Raw genomic sequence first — 21,634 nt, forward strand, 5'->3', positions numbered from 1 at the left:
TGCATTGCGTCACAAAACCAGTTCGCGACAATATTTTGAATCACTGAGATCGAATTTAATGGAACAAAACAGCTCATCGATCTGTACCTTGGTTTCAAAACACGCATCAATTTGATTCAAGCACCTGATGCGCTAAATATTTGTGCACTTTTAGTGTGAAGCATTCATTAATCAAAAGCCAAGAAAATAAAAGCGAAGAAAACAAAAAACCACCCGAAGGTGGTTTAAATCTTCCTCAATCCCGCTTTATCACAGCGGGACTTTGGCAATATGGATTAATGACCACCGCCATTAATGGCTTTTGTCATATCTTCCACAACTTTCTTCGCATCACCGAAGATCATCATCGTTTTATCGTTATAGAACAAGTCATTGTCTAGACCTGCGTAGCCTGTAGCCATAGAGCGTTTGATCACCATAATGGTACGTGCTTTATGCGCTTCAAGGATTGGCATACCGTAAATTGGAGAACTTGGATCGTCTTTTGCCGCTGGGTTCACAACGTCATTCGCACCAATCACGAGTACTACATCTGTTGCAGGGAAGTCAGAGTTGATCTCATCCATTTCAAGAATGTCTTCATATGCAACGTCAGCTTCAGCTAAAAGTACGTTCATGTGGCCCGGCATACGACCTGCCACAGGGTGAATCGCAAAACGAACTTTTACACCTTGCTCTTTTAAGATTTCACACAATTCTTTCACGGCATTTTGTGCACGACCTTGCGCCATACCATAACCCGGTACGATCACAACGCTATCCGCATTTGACATCAAGAAGCCAGCATCGTCTGCAGAACCTGAACGGTGATTACGCTGTGCTTTTTCACCATTATCCGCCGCCGCTACTGCTGTACCACCCATTGCACCACCAAACAAGACGTTGATGATTGAACGGTTCATGGCTTTACACATGATGTAAGACAGAATCGCACCCGATGAACCAACCAGTGAACCTGCAACAATCAGCATGTTGTTTTCAAGCGTGAAACCAATCCCTGCTGCAGCCCAACCTGAGAACGAGTTCAGTAGCGATACCACCACTGGCATATCACCACCGCCTACTGGCGCAATCCATACCCAACCAAATGCAAGTGCAAGAACAGTCATTGCCCAGAAAGCATTCATGTTGCCTGTAGTGAAGAAGTAGATACCACACGCCAACATCGCAAGGAAAATTAAGGCTTGAACAGGTTTTACCCATCCACCTGAAATGGTTTTTGCCCATTTCTTCGCAGCCAATTTACCGTAAGCAAATACCGACGCTGTGAATGTAATCGCACCAACGAAACAGCCTACAAACAATTCAAATAAATGAACTTTGCTCATGTGGGCATGTTCTACACCCGCTGCTGTTAATACCGCTTCATTCTCCGCGAATGCCGCAGTCAATTGGTTGTTATGTAGAATCGCAGCGATCGCAATCAGTACCGCAGCCAAACCGACCAATGAGTGCATCAGTGCCACAGTTTCAGGCATTTGCGTCATCGGAACTGTTTTTGCACGTGCAATACCTACGACCGCACCCAACACCATTGCACCCACAATCATCCAAATCACTGGATGATCTGCGACAAAGAATGTAGTAATTACAGCAATTGCCATTGCGATCATGCCATAACGGTTACCTTGAATCGCAGTTTTTGGACCAGACAAACCACGCAACGTTAAGATAAAAAGAACGGCACCAATCAGGTAGAACCAATCCGCATATTCTTTAATGAATTCCATGGATTAACCCTCTTTTTTCTTTTGCTTAGGTTTGAACATTTCAAGCATACGTGCAGTCACCGCAAAGCCACCAAAAATGTTGATACTTGCTAGGAAAACGGCAATCGCACCTAAAATACTCACTACGTTAATGCTTTGGAACTGTACGCTTGCATCCACAATACCTGGGATACCAACGGTTTGAATCATCGCACCAACGATAATGATCGATGACAAAGCATTGGTTACAGCCATTAATGGTGTGTGTAGCGCAGGTGTTACCCCCCAAACCACGTAGTAACCAACAAAGATTGCCAAGACAAAAATAGTAATCGTTTCAACCATGATGATTCTCCTTAACCACGTTTCAGCAGCACTTGGCCGCCATGAGTGACAAGTAGTGCTTTTTGAATTTCTTCTTCAGGGTTAATCGCGAAGTTCTTTTCGCTATCAAACATGGTTTCAATGAAATTCAAAACGTTACGTGCATACAGTGCCGACGCTTCAGTCGAAACTGTTGAAGGAATATTTGGGATACCGAGAATTTTCACACCATTTGCAGTCACGACATTTTCGCCGCAGACAGAACCTTCAACGTTACCGCCAGTTTCAACCGCCATATCTAAAATGATTGAGCCCGGTTTCATTTTGGCAACAGTTTCTGCTTTGATTAAACGTGGTGCGTCACGGCCCGGCAATAATGCAGTCGTAATCACGATGTCAGCATTCGATACGGCTTTATCAACAATAATCGCTTGGTCACGAATGTAGTCTTCACCTGGCATCCAGCCATAACCATTTTTTGCAGCATCAGCTGCTTTTTGTTGCTCTTCTGGTGACATTGGTACGTCTAACCATTTACCACCCAAAGATTCAACTTGGTCACGTGCTGTAGGACGTAAGTCAGTTGCTTCAACTACGGCACCTAAACGTTTCGCTGTTGCAATAGCTTGTAAGCCTGCAACACCTACGCCCATGATCACAACACGTGCAGGTTTTACTGTACCAGCTGCTGTCATCAGCATTGGGAACATACGTTGATATTCTGCCGCAGCCAAAAGCACAGATTTATAACCTGAAAGGTTGGCTTGAGATGAAAGTACGTCCATGTTTTGCGCACGAGATAGGGTTCGTGGCAAAAGTTCCAATGCAAATGCAGACACGTTTTGTGACGCAAATTGGTCAAGTTCGGTGTTGCGGTAAGGGTCAAACATCCCCACAACGGTGGTACCCGCTGTGAGTTTTTGAATTTCGTCACCTTTAGGCGCACGAACTTTCAAAATCATTTGACTACCGGTATAGGCATCATCCGTAATTTTGGCACCAACTTGTTCATAGGCGCTATCGATGTAAGCAGCGTTTACCCCTGCTCCACGTTCAATAACGACGCTATGACCAGCGCTGATCAACTTCTTTACTGTTTCAGGCGTCGCAGCGACGCGATTTTCACCGACAACAGTTTCGGCTGGAATTCCGATCTGCATGAGCGTTCCTCAAGCTAATTTTTCTTAAGTAAACATCGCAATCCGCGATGTCTCCCCTCAGGATGTGTTTTTGTACAATTTTTGGATTCTAATTGAACTTTATTAAAATACTACCCAATATTTATTTAATAAATACCCATATTTTGAACTCATGATTCATGAAAAGAATAGTCCGATATTTCATTTATTCAGTTTTATTTGTCGATTTATTACTCATTTTTATCCTATTTATAACTTTTTAATATTACTTAAGACCAAAAACATAAATAATTTCGCTAGTTTTAGTGCAGATTGTTTCACTGCGTTGATCATTGTGACATTTTCATTCAACACAGAATGACCTGAACGTGTCGTGAAAAATCGACTTAAGTCAGGTAAAGCCACTCTTTCATCCAAACTGCATCAGCTCGTTGACTCATTTGACAGTTTTGACATGCTGACCTGCATTGAAAACTGACTTTTTTCTGCCACAGTCTCGTCAAATCGGTCAGCTTGAATATCCGATGGATTTTTGCGCACGTTTCGGGTTTATTGAGATCTTGCCCTCCCCACCTGATGCTTCGCCTTAAGTCTTAGAATTGCTTTTTTAGCTAAAAAAATAATTTTTTGAATATTTAGCATCATGATATCGCTACTGACTTTCTATCCCAAAAAAACACTATTGCACCATTTATGTGCAATTTTCACCTTAAATGTTTCATCCTGATATATTTGACCTGCCGAGTCATGTTGATATTAAAAAATTCAAAACCAAATTGGTCATTTCTTCCGCTGTTTTTCATGTTTGATCTAGCAATCCCTTATGCATAAAGGAATAAGTACTATTCTTTTTTTGCATTTTTACTCACACGATGCATTTTTTATAATCAAAATGACAGTTCAAATTTATCGGAACAATGCTGTCGAATTCGTTCAGTCGTCATGAGGCACACCTTAACTTATGTCAAGAAACCTTAGTCCGCACTTCATCGGTGCAATTTTTGCGCTGATTGCTGCCTTCTTGTTTAGTACCAAAGCGATCTTTATTAAGCAAGCCTATGCACTTTCTCCTCTTGTCGATGCCACTGTCCTCATGGCTTTACGCATGATGAGTGCATTGCCGTTTTTCTTGGTCATTACATGGCTGAGTCGACGTTCTTATCAAACGATTCAACGAAAAGATTGGGTGCTCTTGCTCATTTCCGGTTTAATTGGCTATTACTTTTCGAGCTGGCTCGACTTCCGTGGCTTGATGTATATCAGTGCTTCGCTTGAACGAATTATACTTTTCCTATATCCCACATTAACCGTGTTGGCTTCCGCTGTTTTATTCAAAAAGCCACTAAGTTTTAAAACCATTCTTGCCCTGATTTTAAGTTATGGCGGGACAGTGTTAGTGATGCTACAAGAACAAAATGCCGCACCACATGATCAGCACTTTTGGCTCGGATGTAGTTTGGTTTTTGCCAGCGCCGTGTTATTTGCGATTTATTTATTACTCACGCCAGGCCTCATGCAAAAGTTTGGTTCTTTACAATTTACCGGTCTAGCCCTGAGCATTGCCTGCGTTGGGACGATTATTCATTTTCTCTTTGCAACACCACAGCCTATCGCCTTGCTCCAACAACTCCCGAGTCAAGTCTGGCTGTATGGTTTAGCGCTCGGACTATTGGTTACTGTGCTTCCAACCATTTTAATGATGCAAAGTATCGTCCGACTGGGGGCTGCACAATCGGCCATGATTGCCTCTATCGGGCCCATTTTAACGATTTTACTGGCCGTCGCGTTGTTGAATGAACATTTAAACCTATGGCAATGGGTCGGTTGCGGTCTGAATATGCTGGGTGTCTTGATGATCAGTCTCAGTAAGAAATCCTAATCGCGAGCTGGGATACTATTCACAGAGAAACACTTTAAGACCTGTTTGATTTTCCTTATAGTGACCACAACAGCGTGGCAGCAAATTCTTTGCATACGCTTCCGCCCAAAATCTGGACAATTTATGAAAGCCTCGATCGACATTAGCCATGATAAAACCCTATTGTGGCTTATGGCTGCTGCATGTGGTTTATGTGCGGGTGCCAATTATTATTGCCAACCTTTAGTGGCTTCCATCCAACAAAGCTTTCAAATTTCACAATCAGAAGTGGCGCTAACCGTCACTTTCGCGCAAATTTCTTATGCTTTGGGTCTACTGTTTATTGTGCCGATTGGCGATATTGTGAATAAAGCCAAATTTATTCCACTGCTCATGCTTGGAGCGACTGTGGGTTTAGCCCTCTGTGCTTTTTCAACCAATCTATACATGCTTTGGGCAGGAACCATTATCACCGGGCTATTTTCAGTGGCTGCTCAGGTCCTCATCCCTTTGGTCACGGTTGCGATTCGACCTGAAAAAATTGGGGCAGTTGTTGGCTTTTTAATGAGTGGGTTATTGGTCGGCATTCTGTTATCGACCAGTCTCTCTGGCTTATTGTCCTATCTGTTTCATTGGAAATCGATTTACATCCTCAGTGCGCTCTTGATGTTGGTGTTAGCCGTCTTACTCAAAAAACGTCTGCCCGTGGTCAGCATCACACGGATGCCCTACAGCCAAGTTTTCCAGTCAATGGGCGCATTACTCAAACATGAGCCACGGTTAATTTTCCGATCTCTGATTGGGGGCTGTGTCTTTGCTGCGATGAGTATGCTGTTTTCCACCATTGCCATGTTACTGACTGAGCCACCTTTTCAGTTGGCCGATGTTTGGGTCGGTGTTGTAACTTTAGTTGGTGTGTTTGGTGCCCTATCGACACAGTGGATCGGGCGTTGGGCGGATTTGGGTTTCAACAGAAAATTAACTTGGCTCGGTTGCAGTATCTTAGCCCTCAGTTGGGGACTGCTATATTTGGGTGGAAGCTCCCTCGCCTTTTATATTTTGGGCTATGGTTTAATCAACCTCGGTTTGGCTATGGTACATAGCTGTAATCAAAATATTATCTTCCAACTCAACCCGATTGCACGCTCTCGAATCAATTCAATTTACATGACGTTTTATTTTGTCGGTGGTGCATGTGGTTCAGCTTTGGGCGTGTTTGCATGGCATCATGGTGGCTGGACCACCACCTGCATGACAGGGATTGCTTTAGTAATTGCTGCTGGATTTTTCGTATTAATCGATCAACTCTATACTGCAAGGCAACTGAAATATCCACAATGAAATGTATGGATCATTGCTCTAAAGCCACAATAAGTGGCTTTATTTTTGCAAATTAACTGACCTGCACCACGGGATAAAAGGGTTTGCCTAAATCCAAGGTTTCTGCATTTTCCAAAAGAATCACCATAAACACCGGTAAGAGTGCCGACAGTATTGTGCAGCCATCTTGAAGCTGTTTCCGATTGACCGAACTTTTATAGGTCGCGCCGCCATGAACCATTTGATTGCGTAGCGTATACATGCGATTGAACAGCACCATTAAAATATCAACGGAATCTTTTTCTTTAAGCGCGCGTAGTACTTTCTGTTTTTCATGCGCCAAGCCCTCTTTGCATGCGTCATGGCTAATTTTTTGATTTTGATAATCCCAAAAACCCTGATAAACATAGGGATTATCCAAAAACAACCGTATCGGCTGACTAAAACGCTCCCATAAAATATTATAGATTTTATGCTCTGCATCCTTTTGGCAAATCACATATAAAAACTGCCTTAAGCTTTGCTTGTCCTGAGCAATCTGTAAGTCTTGCGCATATATTGCGTTGAAGGACACCCACAAACTGATAAATTGCAAATCGAGGTCATCTTGAAGATCAATCGACTTTTTCAGCCAACTCAAACCTCGATGAATGCGTAAATTAAATTGGTCGGTATGTTCCGACTTTTTACTTTTGAATATTTCTTCAAGTAGCATCATGCCTGCTAAATTCCAATGGATAATTCGTTTATTTTTCTACCATTTGAACTTAGCGCAATTGTTTACCGGCATGCAATCAAAATATCTCTGTATTCAACTATTTGGTTTCATCTTGTGTGAGATAGGTATAACGTTCTAACAGATCATTTTCATCAAAAATCAATTCATAAGACATTTTCTTTCCATTAAAAACGGATTCGGCAGGTGTTCCTAAAAGTTCCCATAACCCCACGGTCGCCACATCTGCAGCACCATGCCAAAACGCACGTCCCACTTTACTGGCAGTCGAATAACCTTGAGTAAAAGTATAAATTTCATGGCGTTTGCCATTTTTATATTCAGAGATGATCGGTGCGCCAAATTCAGCAATTACCAAGTTACGAGACAGCCCTTGTTGAATCATTTCGGTATTTTTCTTGCTCGGCTGCTTGCTTGCCATGACAACTGAACAGCCTGTTGTGCCTGATAATGTGAAAACTAAAGCTAATCCTAAGCAGGTTTTTTTCATCATGTGGTATTCCCCAAATTCTTCACATTTCTATTTTTAATTTTTGATTTTCATCTGCTGTTGATCTTAATTGTTTCTTTCATCTTTTTCATTTTTTTATACGACTATTCGTCTGATTTTTAGAATGATTAGCGCTTGAAAGATTCACATTTATGAAGGTTTCAGACTGAATAATGCTTTAAGTTAATTATTGTTTTGTTGGTGACGAATTCGGTGGAACAAACCAGTTTTTCCAAGAGCTACTATGGCGAGTTTCAATTGCAACGGTAGGGATGAGCTCTTGCTTCAGCATTTTTTCTTGACCCACGGCTTTCGCCAACCGCGCTTTGACCGAGTGTATACACTCACGGTCTTCAAACTCACAGCGGTCAAGGTTGGAGCCACCACAGGGTCCATTGGCTAATCCTTTGGGACAGGTTTCAGGACAAATATATAAGGTTTCACCTAAACGACATTGTCCGCAATTTTCACAGCCCACGATGCCATGTTTACTGATAAATTCTGTTTTCAGCAAGGCCGCATCAGCTTTCGGTTTTTGCCATAATTTGGCCGAAAAAATATAAGATCCCGCCCCTTTGGCCAGTTTTGAACTAAAAAATAACTCATGCATGACATGCATACTTTTATATTTCAAAACTTGTTCAACTGGAGCTTTATGGTTATTTGCGCCCGTCGGTTGGAAGTTCACCTCTACACTAGAGCGCCAAAGCATTTTCCATTTTGCCAAACACTGTTCAAACGTTAATGTCGCAAATTGCAAAATTGCTTTTTGCAACTTCTCTTGCTCTTCCACTTTATGGCAAGCCGATAAATGAACCCCTGCATAACCCAAATGCTGACACATTAAAATTTGTAAGGCACAGCGGGCATAGACATTCTGTTCAGCTTGTATGGCGTCAGTTTGCTGTTCTTGTTGCAAAAAATTTAATACATCTGCTGAAAGCACGATGCCTGCGATTTTTTGCTTGGCCATAAAACGGGCACGGGCAAATGTCAGCGGCATGACACAAGCCAGTACAGGTACACGTGGATAGTATTGCTGCATATAGCGTTGGTAACTGCTCAACACATCCATGTCAAAGCCCAACTGTGTAATCACATAGTCAGCGCCAGCTTGAATTTTTTTATTCAGTTTAAAATACTGCGCATCCTTTTCTGCTTCTGCATATTTAAAAGGATTAAATGCTACCCCTAAATAAAACCCGCCATAGTCTTTGGCTGCCATGACTTGATTGACCGACTCTAAATAACGGCTCCGTAGAGTCGGATCATTTGCCCCATCCTGATGCTGCTTGAGTTTATCGCCACTGAGCAAAAGTAAATTCTCTACCCCGTGCTGCTGAGCATCTTTCAGAAAAGTTTGAAAATCTGAGATATCTCGACCTTTCCCCGAATAATGCAGAATTTTTTCAATGCTTTGAGGGTAGTCATGCAGCGCTTCTAGAGGAGCAATATCCGTGTCACTTTGTACACGGTCAGCCAATGTCATGCACACAGGAAAGCCCGCAAATGTCGTTGGGACCAAATGCGGTTTTTGCGTCGTTAGATATTCAAACGAGATACAAAATTGGCGTTGCATTAGATATTGGGAAAATAAAGACATAAAGGCAGGCAGTTAAATTTGCTGAGAAACCATACAATAAAGTTTATAAAATTATAGATTAATCACATAAAAATTTAAATTACTTAAGCCACACTTCCAACTCATTCTGGCTTGACTTTGAATAAGCCACACTAGCAAGACCATGCCCCAAACCACAATTTATGCTAATATTGCGCGCGTCTTGAAATGCGGTTTTTTTCATCGTATTTCAGACAGCTTTTGGTATTTCTTCACCATTTTCCATTTCGTTCTTCCATCTTGTTCTTTTAAGGCGTGTTTTTTTAATGACTGATCTCCAACCCATTGAAAATAAACTTCAACCACGAATTAGTGTTGCGCCGATGATGGATTGGACGACTCGTGACTATCGTTTCTTTGCACGCTTGTTTAACCCTACTGTGATTCTCTACACTGAGATGGTCACCACAGGTGCGATTTTATTTGGCGGTGCGAATCGTCATTTGGACTATAACAACGAAGAACACCCGATTGTGTTACAGCTAGGTGGTTCAAATCCTAAAGATTTAGCGACCTGTACCAAGATGGCACAGGACTGGGGCTATGATGAAGTAAACCTCAATGTCGGCTGTCCGAGTGACCGCGTTCAGAACAATAAAATTGGCGCATGCTTGATGGCAGAGCCTGATTTGGTTGCAGAATGTATTGCTGAAATGCGAAATGCTGTTGATATTCCAGTGACCGTGAAACACCGCATCGGGATTGATGAGATGCAGTCTTATGAAGAAATGCTACATTTTGTCGATACCGTGGCAAAGACTGGCTGTGACAATTTTATCGTGCATGCGCGTATTGCCCTGCTGCAAGGGTTGTCGCCAAAAGAAAACCGTGATGTGCCACCTTTACGTTATGAAGATGTTTATCGTCTGAAACAAGAACGTCCAAATTTATTGATCGAAATTAATGGCGGGGTGAAAACCTTTGCTGAAACGCAGCAACATTTACAACATGTTGATGGCGTGATGATTGGCCGTGAGGCTTATCACAACCCGTATTTATTGGCTGAGATCGGTCAGCTTTGGGATCTCGAATTACCCAACCGTTTCGATATTATCGATCAGATGCTGCCATATATTGCTAAACGTATGGAAGAAGGTGCGCCGCTTTCTATCATTACCCGTCATATTTTAGGTTTATTCCAAAACCTGCCGGGTGCTCGAAAATGGCGTCAGGCTTTAAGTGGGGGCAATGCCAAAACCTTTGCCGATGTGGAAAATGCCATCCAAAATATTAAAGATGCAATGCAACGTACTGAAGACTATTTACGTGATCATCCGAAAGTCGTTTTAGAAGATTAATCTTCTAAAAGTAAAAGCCCGCTATTTTGCGGGCTTTTTTATTTTCATGCCTCACAAAATACGTGTTTGGCAACATCGTCACAACTCAGCTAAATCATCTAAGCAATCAGAATCATCACTCAATGACTATTGACCGTAATGTTCCCTTTGGGAAAAGGCTCATCATCATAGCCAGTCCATTGATAATCGGATGGATCTTCTTCCTCACGTAAACCCACATAGCTCTCAGGCGCCGATGTAACAGGCTCAACCTCTTCGGTTGGCTGTTCCAATTCCTCAACCAAATGATTCAACTCTTGATCTAACTGCGCCTGATATTTTGCAATTTCAGCTTCGTCAATGAAGGCAAATTGTTCTTCATCTATTTTCCATGCATAGCCTTGCAGGTCTTTGTAAATATCGACCAAAACTGTATAAGGCTGACCATCGTATTGCAATGTCGCCTGAGCCTTAAAGCTTAATCCCTTACGCTCTAACACTTTTATATTTTGAATCCGTAAATGGTACTGCCGATAATCTGGATTCTGATCAAACTCGTGCTGCATCTGCTGCTCAATCTGCCGAGATAATTCATCTGTCGAGACAAAATAACTACAACCAGCCAAACTCAACAGTAAAAAAATGGTGAGCCATCGAAACATATTGCATCCCCCATGATGCATTTATTCTTGATGAAAAAGTCGGACCGATCACAGATTGCGATCCAAACATTCCTCATTGTTTGCTTCATAATAGCCAATAAAACACACAGTACAAGCCAAATTATCAAGATTTCTCAATTTTATATTTAATTTTGATATCAATCACTTAAATTGCATTTTTACTGTTTTAAAACACTGACAGCCTTGGTCTCTTGCTGACATATTTTTGTTGAAAATGACCATTTTGGTAGTAGTTTCCTAGCCGTCAAATTTTCAATATGAAACCGGTCCCCCTGTGATATCTTCAATAACGAGCCTTAAACAAAACATCTAAAAAGCGCCATAAAAAATCCCCGAACATTGCGGGGATTTTGAGGAATCAACTGAAATTATTCATCGTCCGTTTCAGGCTCATGATGTAGCGCATCATGTATGGCTTCCACCAATTGCTGTGCAATTTCTTGTTTTGACGCTTTCTCTAAATCACGCTTTTCCATTTGATATTGATCGGCGAAGAACACGGTCATGGCATTTTCATCTGAAGCAAAACCAATGTCTTTACGTGAAACATCATTGCACGCAATCATATCGAGTTTTTTTGCCACAAGTTTGCCTGCAGCATACTCTTCGACATTGCGTGTCTCAGCGGCAAATCCCACCATAAATGGACGTTTTGACTGCTGCGCAATTGTTGCAACGATATCTGGATTTTTAATTAAAGCCACATTGAGTTCATCGCCAGCTTTTTTGATTTTATGCTCTGCAACTTCTGCCACGCGATAATCAGCAACAGCCGCTGTTGCAATAAAAATATCACAGCCTTCATCTAACATTTGCAGACTGGTGTCTAACATTTTAATTGCAGACTGCACATTAATCCGTCGTACACCATTTGGTGTATCTAAACTGACGGGTCCAGCGATCAGCGTTACTTTAGCCCCAGCTGCATAACAAGCCGCTGCCAGTGCAAACCCCATTTTACCTGTACTGTGGTTGGAAATATAACGTACAGGATCTATCGACTCACGTGTTGGACCGGCTGTAATCGCCACATGTTTGCCTGCAAGCATGCCAAATTTTTCAGCAATAGCTCGCTGTGCTTGATGAAAATAGGCCGTCACTTGATCCGCTAAATCTTCTGGCTCAGGCATACGCCCTAAGCCCACATCACCACAGGCTTGAGAACCAGCATCGGGCATGATCACATGTACGCCATCTTCAACCAGTGTATTTAAATTACGCTGTGTCGCTTTGGCTGCCCACATTTGCTGATTCATCGCAGGGGCAACCCAGACTGGTGCTTTAGTCGCAAGATAAAGTGTCGAAAGAAGGTCATCTGCTAAACCCACCGCAAATTTTGCCAGCGTGTCGCAACTAGCAGGAGCAACCAATACCAAATCAGCCCAACGCGCCAATTCAATATGCCCCATACCCGCTTCTGCTTCGGGATTGAGTAATTCGGTATGCACAGGGTTGCCTGAAAGCGCCTGAAACGTTAGCGGGGTCACAAAGGCTTGCGCACCTTGAGTCATCACCACGCGCACATCAAATCCGGCATCTTTTAACCGACGGACAAGAATGGCACTTTTATAGGCTGCGATACCACCAGTGACACCTAAAAGAATATTTTTTGTGGGCATTACACTTAAATCAAAGCTCACGAACAGGCTACCTATCTGTTGCAGTGGCGCTCACAATAGCATTAAATATGCACTGACCCAACAATCTGCTGTGAAAAAGCCGATTGACTGATAATAAAAAAGTCTAAGAATAATGAATAATTCAATTAAAAATTGGCCTGAACAAGAGCGCCCACGTGAGCGGCTGATTCAACAAGGCGCACAAAGTTTATCCGATGCTGAACTACTGGCTATTTTCCTACGCTCTGGTTCCCAGCAGCACTCTGCTGTCGAACTCGCACGACTCCTGATCCAACATTTTGGTCAGTTGCAAGCGCTGATGGATGCTTCACTTGAGGATTTACGCCAGTTTCATGGCATTGGAAACAGTAAATATGCGCAGCTCATGGCGGTAAAAGAACTCGGTAAACGCTATGTGAGTCAACATTTTCAAAATGAAGCCTTACACTTGCAACATTCTGAACAATTGCAAAACTTTCTTCGCTTTGAATTTTTATTGGAACGTCAAGAAGTCTTTGGCGTGCTTTGTCTAGATGCGCATTTAAGAAAAATAAACTTTAAAAAACTTTTTTATGGCAGCCTCAATACCTGTGAAATTTCCATCAATCAACTGCTGCGTTATGTCATTTCTGAACATGCCAGCAGTATTGTCATTGCACATAATCATCCTTTCGGTCGTGCAGAACCTTCTGCTGCCGATCTTGAATTGACTCGACTCATTCAGCAGGCTTGTCAGCTGGTGGAAATTCGACTGATCGATCATTGTATTATCTCAACAGAAGGGAGCTTTTCCTTTGCTGAACATGGCTTGCTCCAAGCACACTCATCTGCGTGAAACAGTTATTGACAAGTGCTTGAGCAAACCCGAAGATCATCATAATTTTTTAAAACTAGAAATTATCATTCGAACATGATCGTCCGTGACCAACCGAGTATTTTTAAACTGCTATTTTCTTGGCGAGGAACGATTTTACCTAAGGTTTTACCGCCGCTCGGGATCGTTATGTTGCTGTCTGCCATTGTGGGCGGCTTATCCTATGTCGATATCTTCCATTTTACCGAATTTCCTTTGGTCGGCTTTACCCTGATCGGTGTTGTGCTGTCGATTTTCTTGGGCTTTAAAAACTCAGCCTGCTATGACCGTTGGTGGGAAGCTCGGCGTTTGTGGGGCATTTTGATTGCCAACGCGCGACATTTTGACCGTGACTGCCGTTTACTCAGTCAAGGCCGTCGTGAACGTGTGATTCAACATGTGATCGTCTTTGCCAACGTTTTACGTGACCGACTCCGCCATCAAACTGCCAATCCCACAGAACTGGTTGAAACCAGCGGCATGAGCGCGAATGCCATCACCCAACTATACCAACAAGCCAATGCACCGCAGTACACGTTGAGTTTGATTCAATGGGAGCTGATGCAAGCGCTTAAAGATGGTGAAATTTCAGATATTATTTATACCCAGATGAATCAGCATGTGATGGAGCTCAGCACCGTACAAACCGGCTGTGACCGTATTGCCACTACGCCATTACCGTTTGCTTATTCGGTCTTGCTGAATCGAACTGTTTATTTTTTCTGTTTTGTCTTACCCTTTAGCTTGGGTTCTACTTTAGGTCTTGCGACCCCCCTTTTGGTCGGGATTTTAGCTTATACTTTTTTAGGCTTAGATGCACTGAGTTCAGAGATTGAAGAGCCCTTCGGCACACAGAGTAATGACCTTCCATTGGACTCTATGGTACGAACTATTGAAATTGAACTTCTAGGAACTCTAGGAAAACCCACCCCACCACCGATTCAAGCCAAAGATCATAATTTACTTTAATTGATCAGTGCGTCTAAACCCTCGCTTACATAGCCTTGCCGTACATTTTTCGTATATCAAAGATATGTAAGTGAGAGCAATCATCGCGTAAGGCATTAAACAAAGCTCTCCCAGATTCCAACTTGCCCCTCTTTCACTCGAGGAATATTGCCGAGTTTAATCCATGGCATATTGTCGCCATGAAAATCACTGCCAACAGAAACTTTTAAGTTAAAGGCAGCAATCATACGATCCACCATTTGACGAGTCGATAATGGCTCAATTGCCGGTGGTAATTCCACTGCATCACCGCCCGCTTCAGCAAAGATTTCAATCAAATAACGAATATTGGTCGCAGATAAATCATAACGCGTTGGATGCGCCAACACCGCAAAGCCACCACTGGCATGAATCACCTCAATGGTTTCAGCAAGACTCGGACCTTCAAATTTTACAAAGGCTTTTTTGCCTTCTTTAATATATTTATCAAAAGCTTGTTGTGGACGCGCAACCACACCCTTTTCCACCAAAGTTTTGGCAATATGGGTACGTGTAACCCGATCTGGAATATGGTCGACTTTGGCAACCACATCGCTATAAATATCTTGACCAATTAACGGTATCAGTAAGTCACAAATCTGCCGAGCACGTTCCGCTCGAATACGCTTTTGATCCATCAATAAGGCTTGTATGGGCGCAGGATTTTGCATATTTAAAGCGACGATATGCACACCATAACTTTTTTTGGTCGCAGGTCTCGACCACTGGCTGGAAATCTCCACGCCAGAGATTAATTGCAGCTTTAATTCATGCGCGACCTGCTCTGCTGCCAACAATCCGTCCATCGTATCGTGATCAGTCAAAGCCAGCGTATGAATTCCAATAGCACTTGCGGCCTGCACCAAAGCCTCTGGTGACAAAGTACCATCAGAAATATTACTGTGTGTATGTAAATCTACGCCTTGCATCTCTATACTATGTCATTTATTTGATCAGATTTAGATACTCTAACATGAAAGCACTTTTAGACTTTGTGCCACTCATTATTTTCTTTTATTTATATAAAACTGTAGATCCAAAAGATACGCAGCACCCATTATTACAATTGATTGGTTCTGCTGGGGGTGTCGATAACAATAACATTCTTGTGGCAACATCAGGTCTCATCATTTCCATGCTTGTGGTTTATGGTGCATTGTTTGTCATGCAAAAATTCCGTCTAGATAAACAACAATGGATTGTGTTGTTCATGACCGTGATTTTTGGTGGTATTACCCTGATGCTAAGCGATGATTTTTATATTCGTTTAAAAGCCGTTTTACTAAACTTGGTATTTGCTGGCGCGTTTTTACTTTCTCCACTATTTAGTAAAGATAAGAAACCACTCATCGAACGTTTATTTGGTCCAGTCTTAAATTTAACCGCTGTCGGTTGGAAACGATTGAACTATGCATGGGCTGCAATGTTCGTGGTGATGTCATGTTTACACACCTTTTTCGCTTATTTGTTTGCAGACGGAAAATATTGGGGTGAATTCACTGCTTTTGGTGACATGATCGTGATGTTTTCCTTTATCATTATTCAGTTTATTGTATTACGTAAATACTTTAAGACCTCAGAATAATCCATTCGGTCAAAAATCAGGAAAAGTCATGCCATTATTCGTCGTAAGCTGTACAGATAATGAAGGTACAGTGGAAAAGCGCCTTGCGGTTCGTCCTCAACATCTTGAACGTCTACAAAAACTTGATGATGAAGGTCGTCTGATTGTTGCAGGTGCGATGCCTAAAGATCCGGCAAACCCGCAAGCTGGTTTTTATGGCAGTACGATCATTGTCGATTTTGATAGTCGTGAAGCCCTAGACCAATGGTTGGCAGATGAACCTTTCCTCAAAGAAGGGGTTTATGGCCAAATTGATGTCAAACCATTTAACAAAGCATTTCCTAAAGGATAAGGTTCATGCGCGTCGTTGTTTCTAGTTTACTGGGCTTATCTTTAATTTGTTCAACTGCATGGGCTGAAGAACCGGCTCCTGCACCTGCTGTAGCCCCTGCTGCTCAAGCAACGACTGCAACACCTCCTCCCAATCCTGTGCCGCATACTATTCCTGCCAATAAACCGGGCATCATTAAAGTGGCGGCAACCGTCAATCCCAATGGTCAACCTCAAGATGCAAATCCATTGACCATTGAGCAATTGGCAAAAAATAAAGCGCTGCAAGATGCCAAAGTCAAAGCGATGGTCAAAGACCAATCTGTACGCTTACAACAGTTAGAAAAAGCTAACCTTGAAGCCTTGGCGCAAAACCAAGAATTACAACTTAAAAATGATAGCTTGGGCGTACAAGTACAAGTGCTACAAAGTGAACGTAGCGCGCAGATGTTTTTATACGGTGGGACCACACTGGGTGTTGGCGTGATTTTAGGTTTCTTGTTGGCCAGTTACGTCTATACCAAACGTCGTCGTCAATGGTAATTCTTTTTTCTACTTCAATTTAAAGGTTGCTTGAGTTTTGTCAGGTGCAATTCAGACTGCCGATCTCGATTGGCAAATGATCGATGGCATTGATATTCCAGTGTCTAAACAGTTTGGTGATGTGTATTTTTCGAAGGACAACGGCCTGCTCGAAACACGTCATGTGTTTTTAAAAGGGAATGACCTCGACACTCGCCTTGCGGCACTGACTGATTTTGAATATTTCAGTGTCGGCGAAACAGGTTTTGGTACAGGCTTAAATATTTTGGCCCTGTGGCAATTATGGCAACAGGTTCGTCCAAATAATCACAGTCATCTACATGCTATTTCTGTAGAAAAATTCCCTTTATCTAAAGTAGACCTCATTCGTGCATTAAATGCATGGCCTGAATTACAACCTTTGGCACAGCAACTGATTGCACAATATCCTGAACCTATTGCGGGATGTCATCGACTCAATTTTCCAGAAGAACGTTTTTCCATTGATCTTTGGTTAGGCGATGCACACGACGTTTTTCCCGTCATGGCAAAAACTGCTACGGTCAATGCATGGTTCTTGGACGGTTTTGCACCCGCCTGTAATCCTGACATGTGGGAAGAAAACGTACTCAAAAATATCGTGCGTCTATCGGACATTGGGACGACCTTCGCCTCATTTAGTGTGGCAGGTGTACTGAAACGCGGCCTACGTGAGCATGGTATTATCATTACACGACCACGTGGCTTTGCTCATAAGCGTGAAATGCTCAAAGCCTTTTGGCTCGCACCTGAAAAGTTAGATGATCAATCCGTAGTTGCTGACTGTCCCACTTTAGACGAAAAAAAAAATCCTGAAATCACTGTAGGTCATAAGCCCCGTCAAATCGCGATTATTGGCGCTGGCATCGCCGGTTTAAGCTGTGCTTGGGCATTTGCTCAACGCGGGCATCAAGTGCGTATTTACGAGAAATCAGCACCACTCAGCGGTGGGTCGGGTAATCCTCTTGCCCTACTCAACCCTAAACTCAGTCCAATTGAACAAAGTGCTGAGCATCTGATGACCCTGAGTTGGTTATATGCGCTCAAGCATTATCAAAACTTCAAGGCATTTCGTCCCTTACAGATTCACCAGTCTATTTTAAAAAATAAAGTAGAGCACCTTGATTTAGCTCAAGCTTATCCTTCAGAGGTGTTAGCGGCTGAAGAAGGCACGCTAAATCAATTAGCCTCAACATATCCAACCTTGCTCCTCAAACAAGCAGGCGCAGTCAGTCCACATCAGCTTCGTGACCAAATCTTGGCGCATCCACACATTGAATTGTTACAAGCAGATATTCAACGCATTGAACAGCAACAAAATGGCGTTGCGCTATTTACAGTGGATCAGCAGCTTCCATCTGCCGAGCATGTCATTCTCTGTGCAGCACGTGAAAGTATGCAGCTACAAACAGATTATCCAGAGCTGCGTGCCATTCGTGGACAAGTCAGTTGGTTGAACAATCCCGCTCAACAGATGGATATGCATACCGCCTATAGTTATGGAGGCTATTGCATGCAACTGGATGCCGAACAGATGATTATGGGCGCGTCATTTTATCCCGGCCGTGATGACACCGACGTTCTCACAGAAGATCATGTGCATAACTATGAACTTATCCACAGTGTGTTCCCCGACTTTGCCAAAACCTTAGCACCGATTGAGCAATGGCAAGGACGTGCCGCAATTCGCGCACAGACAAAAGACTTTTTCCCTGTAATTGGTGCAGTCCATGAAGATCAGCAAATTTATAGCTGTAGTGGACTCGGTTCTAAAGGTTTCCTGTATGCCCCGCTCTGTAGTGAAATCATTGTCGCGCTGGTCTTAAAAGAAGCCTGCCCTATTCCAACACAGCTACTAGATAGGATTCATGCAGCACGTTTTATACGACGCGCTAAAGCGAAACAAAAAACCAAGAAGCCTTATTTTCAAGGTCAGATCCCGTCATCTCCACCTCAAGAAAAATAACTTGCAATAAAAAAGCGCCTTTCGGCGCTTTTTTTGATTCGATCTTATTTCCCTTGTTCCAAAGGAAGACCGGCATCACGAGCAGCACGCGTGCCGCCCATTAAGATTACATATTCACGTGAGCTGTCAAAACCCTCTAGTAACTCTGCTGCACGTGGAGCTTTACTTCCGCCACCACATAAAATGTAAATGGGTTGATCCGTTGACACCTGAGTCAGTGCATCTGATGACAATGCGGTGATCGGTTGGTTAACCGCACCTTTCACATGTGCCTCAGCATAAGCACTTGCATCGCGAACATCCCAGATAATCGAGTCTTCTGGGAACTCAAATGTTGTAATTTCTTGTTTACGGATCATTGCGCACTCCTTTTGATGTAAACAACACTTGGCAAATGAAGAAAACATCCCTAGCATCTCAGATATTCTTTCCCTTTGTAAAGGTCTAATCTATGCCTTCTTTTGATATTGTTTCCGAATTAGAAGTTTTTGAAGTAAATCATGCAGTTCAAAACACGCAAAAAGAAATTGCGACGCGTTTTGACTTCCGCGGTCATGACGTTTCAATTGAGTTAAATGAGAAAAATAAGGAAATCAAAATCTCAACAGAAAGCGATTTCCAATGTGAGCAAGTGTATACCATGCTCGAAAATCATTTCTTCAAACGTAAAGTCGACATTCAAGCGCTCGATCCACAAAAAATGACCGCTTCTGGTAAAAATGTCATTCAAGTGATCAAACTGAAAGACGGACTTGACTCTGATACTGCAAAAAAAATCAATAAAGCCATTAAAGAAAGCGGCATTAAAGTGCAATCTTCTATTCAAGGCGACAAAATTCGTGTGACTGACAAGAAACGTGACACTTTGCAACAAGTGATGGCGTTCTTAAAAGAGCAACAGTTTGGTGTGCCGCTTCAATTTAACAACTTTAAAGATTAAGGCAGCACAACTGCCATTGAGGTCAATATGGCACGTCCAAATCGTCTAAATAAACTGGTCAAAGCAAGCTCTAAATTACCCAAAGGTATTCAAAGTCGTTTGCTCAGTCGAGCTTTTGGTCGTGTCGTGCCCATGGTTGGAACGGCTAAAATCCAATATCAACATGTCAGCCCTGAGCGTGTTGAGGTGAGCATCGCCAATCATAAGGCGATGCAAAACCATATCGGGCAAGTACATGCCTGTGCCATGGCGCTGATCGCAGAAACAGCCACAGGTTTTGTCACAGCAATGAACGTCCCAGACAGTGCCATTGTCCTGATTAAAAGCTTCAAAGTTGATTTTAAACGTCCAACCCAAGGTGGTATGACAGCCATCGCAACGCTTACACCCGAACAGCAACGACAAATGCAAAGCACAGAAAAAGGTGAAACCTTAGTACAGGTCTTAGTCACCGATGAATCTGGTGAAGCACCGATTCAATGTGAAATGCTTTGGGCGTGGGTGGCAAAATCCGCTCTGAAAAATAAATAAATGTAAATAAAACTTAATTTTAGGTAAGTATAAGTTTTACCAAATTTCAGCAAAATCAAGACTGTTTTTTACTATTTATACGCCGTAATTCCGCTCAATATGCTTGCACGACACAAATATATTGAGCACTTTATGAAAAAAATCATTCCCCTCTCACTCATCAGCATGGCGGTGTTTTTAACTGCATGTCAAAGTACTATTCCTGCAACGCCAACAACTCCAAATCAAACGGCTGAAAGCAATATTCAAACCAGCCAAGCGGCGGAAAATAAGAAAATCGTGATTGATTTTTATGAAGGTGTCTTTCTTAAACATCAGGTTAAGACATATGCTGACCGATATATTGGCAACCAATATATTCAACATAATCCGCATGTACCTGATGGCAAGGCGCCATTTGTCGATTACTTCACCCAGTATTTTAAACAAAATCCTGAAGCAAAAAACCAGATCAAACGTGCTGCTGCCGAAGGTGATTTGGTCTATTTACATGTGCACTCTACGCAGAATAAGCAAGACCGTGGAGAAGCCATTATTGATATCTTCCGTGTTGAAAATGGCAAGATCGTCGAACATTGGGATGTGCAACAGAGCATTCCTGAAACCAGTGCCAATTCAAATACAATGTTCTAATTTCTCAGTCACTATTCATAAAAAAGCCACTCGATTGAGCGGCTTTTTTATTGCTTCTAACTTTAATTAAGCTTGATCTGCAGCAAATTTAGCTTTTGCATCCGCAGGAATTTGACGCTTAGCACCTTTCACATCCACAGCGACAAATGTAAACACACCTTCGGTTACGCGAATTGGATCACGTGAGCTGTCATGGCTATCCCAAACTTCAATCTGCATTTGGATAGAGGTATTACCCACTTTTAAAATTTTGGTATATACACTGATGACATCCCCGACTTTCACTGGAACGAGGAAGGTCATTTGGTTAATTGAAATCGTTGCACAGCGTCCTTGACTGAAACGCTCTGCGTGAATTGCACCGGCCAAGTCCATTTGTGACACGATCCAACCACCGAAAACATCACCACTCCAGTTGGTGTCTGCAGGCATCGCGATGGTTTGTAGGGAAAGCGTTCCTTCAGGTTTTACATGAGTTTCTGACACTTTAGCT

23 protein-coding genes are annotated in these 21,634 nt (G+C 42.6%); 12 read left to right on the forward strand and 11 right to left on the reverse strand.

Annotated features, from left to right (window positions below):
* Positions 1-275: 275 nt before the first annotated feature.
* Genes FTU64_RS06755 through FTU64_RS06765 form a run of 3 tightly spaced genes read right to left on the reverse strand, consistent with a single transcriptional unit; the run spans position 276 to position 3,193 of the window.
* Positions 276-1,730: an NAD(P)(+) transhydrogenase (Re/Si-specific) subunit beta gene (locus tag FTU64_RS06755; RefSeq protein WP_078191286.1), complete on the reverse strand. Its 1,455-nt coding sequence runs from the start codon at positions 1,728-1,730 to the stop codon at positions 276-278.
* Positions 1,731-1,733: 3 nt separating this feature from the next.
* Positions 1,734-2,054, reverse strand: coding sequence for a proton-translocating transhydrogenase family protein (locus FTU64_RS06760; protein ID WP_078191287.1), 321 nt, complete (start codon positions 2,052-2,054; stop codon positions 1,734-1,736).
* A gap of 11 nt (positions 2,055-2,065) precedes the next feature.
* On the reverse strand, positions 2,066-3,193 hold the full coding sequence (locus FTU64_RS06765; protein WP_078191288.1) for a Re/Si-specific NAD(P)(+) transhydrogenase subunit alpha: 1,128 nt from the start codon (positions 3,191-3,193) through the stop codon (positions 2,066-2,068).
* A gap of 940 nt (positions 3,194-4,133) precedes the next feature.
* On the opposite strand from FTU64_RS06765, the gene FTU64_RS06770 reads away from it, so the two are divergent.
* Together FTU64_RS06770 and FTU64_RS06775 are read left to right on the forward strand one after the other, a co-directional pair.
* Entirely contained in the window at positions 4,134-5,051 is a 918-nt protein-coding gene (locus tag FTU64_RS06770) for a DMT family transporter (RefSeq protein WP_180059443.1), read from the forward strand.
* Between the two features lie 123 nt (positions 5,052-5,174).
* The gene (locus FTU64_RS06775) at positions 5,175-6,371 is read left to right on the forward strand and encodes an MFS transporter (RefSeq protein WP_180059444.1); all 1,197 of its coding nucleotides are present in this window, start codon (positions 5,175-5,177) and stop codon (positions 6,369-6,371) included.
* Between the two features lie 52 nt (positions 6,372-6,423).
* On the opposite strand, the gene FTU64_RS06780 is transcribed toward FTU64_RS06775, so the two are convergent.
* The 3 genes from FTU64_RS06780 to FTU64_RS06790 form a co-directional block, all read right to left on the reverse strand.
* On the reverse strand, positions 6,424-7,068 hold the full coding sequence (locus FTU64_RS06780; RefSeq protein ID WP_180059445.1) for a HEPN domain-containing protein: 645 nt from the start codon (positions 7,066-7,068) through the stop codon (positions 6,424-6,426).
* 97 nt (positions 7,069-7,165) lie between these two features.
* Positions 7,166-7,576: a hypothetical protein gene (locus tag FTU64_RS06785; RefSeq protein ID WP_180059459.1), complete on the reverse strand. Its 411-nt coding sequence runs from the start codon at positions 7,574-7,576 to the stop codon at positions 7,166-7,168.
* 187 nt (positions 7,577-7,763) lie between these two features.
* Positions 7,764-9,179: a methylenetetrahydrofolate reductase C-terminal domain-containing protein gene (locus FTU64_RS06790; RefSeq protein WP_180059446.1), complete on the reverse strand. Its 1,416-nt coding sequence runs from the start codon at positions 9,177-9,179 to the stop codon at positions 7,764-7,766.
* Positions 9,180-9,463: 284 nt separating this feature from the next.
* On the opposite strand from FTU64_RS06790, the gene dusA reads away from it, so the two are divergent.
* Positions 9,464-10,495 (forward strand): tRNA dihydrouridine(20/20a) synthase DusA, encoded by a 1,032-nt coding sequence (dusA, locus tag FTU64_RS06795; protein WP_180059447.1) that lies wholly within the window; start codon positions 9,464-9,466, stop codon positions 10,493-10,495.
* 119 nt (positions 10,496-10,614) lie between these two features.
* Here the strand turns inward: dusA and FTU64_RS06800 are convergent, their stop codons facing one another.
* Positions 10,615-11,136, reverse strand: coding sequence for an Asp-tRNA(Asn)/Glu-tRNA(Gln) amidotransferase subunit GatC (locus FTU64_RS06800; protein ID WP_078191306.1), 522 nt, complete (start codon positions 11,134-11,136; stop codon positions 10,615-10,617).
* A gap of 389 nt (positions 11,137-11,525) precedes the next feature.
* Positions 11,526-12,797 (reverse strand): bifunctional phosphopantothenoylcysteine decarboxylase/phosphopantothenate--cysteine ligase CoaBC, encoded by a 1,272-nt coding sequence (coaBC, locus tag FTU64_RS06805; protein ID WP_180059448.1) that lies wholly within the window; start codon positions 12,795-12,797, stop codon positions 11,526-11,528.
* 112 nt (positions 12,798-12,909) lie between these two features.
* Here coaBC and radC point away from each other — a divergent pair, with 112 nt between their 5' ends.
* On the forward strand, positions 12,910-13,611 hold the full coding sequence (radC, locus tag FTU64_RS06810; RefSeq protein ID WP_180059449.1) for a DNA repair protein RadC: 702 nt from the start codon (positions 12,910-12,912) through the stop codon (positions 13,609-13,611).
* A gap of 75 nt (positions 13,612-13,686) precedes the next feature.
* Positions 13,687-14,598, forward strand: a complete 912-nt coding sequence (locus FTU64_RS06815) for a bestrophin family protein (protein ID WP_078191309.1) — start codon at positions 13,687-13,689, stop codon at positions 14,596-14,598.
* A gap of 95 nt (positions 14,599-14,693) precedes the next feature.
* Here FTU64_RS06815 and FTU64_RS06820 read toward each other — a convergent pair whose 3' ends face one another.
* A complete protein-coding gene (locus FTU64_RS06820) occupies positions 14,694-15,545 on the reverse strand; it encodes a PHP domain-containing protein (protein WP_180059450.1) in 852 nt (283 codons plus the stop codon).
* A gap of 44 nt (positions 15,546-15,589) precedes the next feature.
* On the opposite strand from FTU64_RS06820, the gene FTU64_RS06825 reads away from it, so the two are divergent.
* The 4 genes from FTU64_RS06825 to mnmC are packed head-to-tail and all read left to right on the forward strand — an operon-like array spanning position 15,590 to position 19,037.
* Positions 15,590-16,201, forward strand: coding sequence for an inner membrane-spanning protein YciB (locus FTU64_RS06825; RefSeq protein ID WP_078191311.1), 612 nt, complete (start codon positions 15,590-15,592; stop codon positions 16,199-16,201).
* Between the two features lie 28 nt (positions 16,202-16,229).
* On the forward strand, positions 16,230-16,532 hold the full coding sequence (locus tag FTU64_RS06830; protein ID WP_078191312.1) for a YciI family protein: 303 nt from the start codon (positions 16,230-16,232) through the stop codon (positions 16,530-16,532).
* A 5-nt stretch (positions 16,533-16,537) separates the two neighbouring features.
* Positions 16,538-17,053, forward strand: a complete 516-nt coding sequence (locus FTU64_RS06835; protein WP_078191313.1) for a hypothetical protein — start codon at positions 16,538-16,540, stop codon at positions 17,051-17,053.
* Between the two features lie 37 nt (positions 17,054-17,090).
* A complete protein-coding gene (mnmC, locus tag FTU64_RS06840) occupies positions 17,091-19,037 on the forward strand; it encodes an FAD-dependent 5-carboxymethylaminomethyl-2-thiouridine(34) oxidoreductase MnmC (RefSeq protein ID WP_180059451.1) in 1,947 nt (648 codons plus the stop codon).
* A gap of 44 nt (positions 19,038-19,081) precedes the next feature.
* Here the strand turns inward: mnmC and FTU64_RS06845 are convergent, their stop codons facing one another.
* Complete coding sequence (locus FTU64_RS06845) at positions 19,082-19,396, reverse strand: rhodanese-like domain-containing protein (RefSeq protein WP_078191315.1); 315 nt, start codon at positions 19,394-19,396, stop codon at positions 19,082-19,084.
* A gap of 92 nt (positions 19,397-19,488) precedes the next feature.
* Between FTU64_RS06845 and FTU64_RS06850 the strand changes: the two genes are divergently transcribed.
* The 3 genes from FTU64_RS06850 (at position 19,489) to FTU64_RS06860 (ending at position 21,141) form a co-directional block, all read left to right on the forward strand.
* Complete coding sequence (locus tag FTU64_RS06850) at positions 19,489-19,977, forward strand: YajQ family cyclic di-GMP-binding protein (protein ID WP_078191316.1); 489 nt, start codon at positions 19,489-19,491, stop codon at positions 19,975-19,977.
* Between the two features lie 27 nt (positions 19,978-20,004).
* The gene (locus FTU64_RS06855) at positions 20,005-20,508 is read left to right on the forward strand and encodes a DUF4442 domain-containing protein (protein ID WP_180059452.1); all 504 of its coding nucleotides are present in this window, start codon (positions 20,005-20,007) and stop codon (positions 20,506-20,508) included.
* 132 nt (positions 20,509-20,640) lie between these two features.
* Positions 20,641-21,141, forward strand: a complete 501-nt coding sequence (locus tag FTU64_RS06860; RefSeq protein ID WP_180059453.1) for an ester cyclase — start codon at positions 20,641-20,643, stop codon at positions 21,139-21,141.
* Positions 21,142-21,207: 66 nt separating this feature from the next.
* Here the strand turns inward: FTU64_RS06860 and FTU64_RS06865 are convergent, their stop codons facing one another.
* On the reverse strand, positions 21,208-21,627 hold the full coding sequence (locus FTU64_RS06865) for an acyl-CoA thioesterase (RefSeq protein WP_078191328.1): 420 nt from the start codon (positions 21,625-21,627) through the stop codon (positions 21,208-21,210).
* Positions 21,628-21,634 lie beyond the last annotated feature (7 nt).

Origin of the sequence: Acinetobacter sp. YH12128, from assembly GCF_013418655.1 — a bacterium.
GTDB classification, from domain to species: Bacteria; Pseudomonadota; Gammaproteobacteria; order Pseudomonadales; family Moraxellaceae; genus Acinetobacter; species Acinetobacter amyesii.